General features: G+C 61.7%; 3 protein-coding genes. All 3 read right to left on the reverse strand.

The genetic code is table 11. The features are described from left to right. Positions 1-81: 81 nt before the first annotated feature. Positions 82-1614 (reverse strand): IS66 family transposase, encoded by a 1533-nt coding sequence (gene tnpC, locus VRY85_RS14840; RefSeq protein ID WP_414599378.1) that lies wholly within the window; start codon positions 1612-1614, stop codon positions 82-84. Positions 1615-1686: 72 nt separating this feature from the next. Then, positions 1687-2028 (reverse strand): IS66 family insertion sequence element accessory protein TnpB, encoded by a 342-nt coding sequence (gene tnpB, locus VRY85_RS14845; RefSeq protein WP_414599376.1) that lies wholly within the window; start codon positions 2026-2028, stop codon positions 1687-1689. Then, on the reverse strand, positions 2016-2432 hold the full coding sequence (gene tnpA, locus VRY85_RS14850) for an IS66-like element accessory protein TnpA (protein WP_414599377.1): 417 nt from the start codon (positions 2430-2432) through the stop codon (positions 2016-2018). The genes tnpB and tnpA overlap by 13 nt, the downstream gene beginning before the upstream one ends. Between the last annotated feature and the right edge of the window lie 83 nt (positions 2433-2515).

Genomic DNA, 2515 nt, shown 5'->3' on the forward strand with positions numbered 1-2515 from the left:
GTAAGCGTCCGCCCAACACACATTGACCAACGGCCGCGTTAGCGGCCGTCAGTGTTTTGGGCTTTGGGTTGGCTGCGTTGGCTACGCCGTTTCGGGCTGCCACCGATGCGGCAGCAGTTCCTCTATCCGGTTGTTCGGATGCGTGGGCAGGCGCGTGAGCACGTCTTTCAGATAGGCATACGGATCGTGCCCGTTCATCTTCGCGGACTGGATTAAACTCATTGCGGCAGCCGCACGCCGGCCTGCTCGCTGGGAACCGGCGAACAACCAATTCTTGCGCCCAAGGGCGATCGGCCGGATCTGGTTCTCGATCCAGTTATTATCGATGGGTAATCGACCATCCCCCAGGTAACGGGTCAACGCCGCCCAGCGCTTCAGGCTGTAATCCAGCGCCCGGGCGATGCCGGTACCGTCCGGTACTTTGAGGCGGTGTGCCGTCATCCAGGCATGCAAGGCCTCAGCAATGGGCCGGGCTTGTTGCTCACGTAACCGTTGCCGCACTTCAGGCGGTAGGCTCGCTCCACGCGTCTCGATCTCGTAGAGTTGGCTGATGGATTTGAGTGCCTGTTCAGCGATCTGGCTTTTGCCCGACTGATGCAGCTCATAGAACTTGCGTCGGGCGTGCGCCATGCAGCCGACTTCGGCCATGCCTTGGTCGAAGCAGGCTTTGTAGCCGCCGTAATCGTCGCAGATCAGTTCGCCGCGCCAGTCACCGAGGAAGGCTCGGGCGTGAGCGCCTGAGCGTCCTTCGGTAAAGTCATAGACCACCGCCTTCAAGTCCTGGAAGGCGCCCGGGGCATAGGCCCAGAGATAGGCGCGATGGGTTTTCTTGCTGCCGGGTTGCAGCACCTGAACCGGCGTTTCATCTACATGCACCACGGGCTCGTTCAGGATGGCTTCACGCAGGGCGTCGACCAACGGCTGCAAGCGCACCCCGCACACCCCCACCCATTCTGCCAGCGTGGAGCGCGGGATCTTTACCCCGGCTCGTGCGTAGATCTGCTCCTGGCGGTATAGCGGCAGGTGGTCGGCATACTTCGCCACCAGCACATGGGCCAGCAGCCCGGATGTGGCAATACCCTTGTCGATGACCTGAGCAGGCATCGGTGCCTGGGTCAGTGTCTCGCACTGGCGGCAAGCCCACTTGCCGCGGATATGTTGCTCTACGCTGAACACACCTGGGGTGTAGTCGAGTTTCTCGGTGATGTCCTCGCCAATGCGTTGCATCTGGCAGCCGCAGGTGCAGATCGTGGAGTGCGGTTCATGGTGAACCGGGATGCGAGGCAGCTCCGGCGGCAAGGCCTGACGCTTGGGCTGTGAGACACGCTTCTGTTCCGGTTGAGCACCGCCCAGGTTGATCAGCTCTTGCTCGATAGCGGCGATGTCGGCATCGACGGCGTCTTCCAGCAACAGCCCCTGTTCGCCGCCCAATTGCTCGCTCCTCTTGCCGAAGCGATAGCGGCGCAGCACCGCAATCTCATGCGTAAGCTTGCGGATGTGTGTGTCTTTGAAGTGGATGTCCTGCGCCTGCTGCTCGAGCTTGCCCATCAATTCGGCGGCCAGCGCCCGCAGGGCGTCGGCATCAAGCTGATCGAGGTTGGGTGCAGTCTTCAGAGGCATAACCGCCATGATGCCATGGTCGTGTGCAGCGCACCATTCGCACAGCTCCGGATTGCAAATCCGTGCTCATAAGATAGCGATCGATTCGTACTCGCCCAGGCGTTGCCACGGCAGGCCAATGACCAGGGCGCGTGCTTGTTCGGCAGTGACTTCCATCTGCGTGTCCCCGGGCCGAGGCCAGTGCACACTGCCCTGGTGCAGCCGCCGTACGGCTAGCCAGATGCCGAAGCCATCACACACCAACACCTTTAGCCGGGTGCCACGGCGGTTGGCGAACACGTAGGCATGGTAAGGCTGCGAGGCGCCGAAGACTTCTATCACCTTGGCCAGCAGCCGGTCCATGCCACTGCGCATATCCACGGGGTCGACCGCAATCCAGATTTGGTCAATGCGGATCACCGCAGCCACTCGCGTAACAGCTGCGCACATTCCGCCGCGGCGCTTACCGGCCACGTGACGCGCATTGTCGTGGTGCCACGCATCATGTCGATACTGATGGCCCCATCGTTCGGTGCAGTCGCAGCCATGCTCACAGGAACGAAGGGGGCCGGCAACGCGCGAGCGGGCGACGCTGGCCGACATTGGAAGATCGCCGGTGGTGTCGCTGCTGCGACGTCGCCACCGTGATGCCCGTAGCGCTCGTGTTCAGTCACCCAGCGGCGCAGCAAGTTGGCGTTAAGGCCGTGCTCCAGCGCAATGGCGGCCACTGAGACGCCGGGATATTGGCAGGCTGCCACGAGCTCTGCCTTGAAAGCGGGATCGAAGGTCCGGCGCCGGCGTCGACCCGAAGTGCTCTTATCAATAGTGTTCACGTGTCCACCAACAAAAATAATGGACACGTATCCTCTTACGCAGGACCTCAGGATTCAATGTGCGTTCAGCGGACGCTTACGGT

It is taken from the genome of Achromobacter sp. F4_2707 (assembly GCF_047501535.1).
Classification (GTDB): Bacteria; Pseudomonadota; Gammaproteobacteria; order Burkholderiales; family Burkholderiaceae_B; genus Yanghanlia.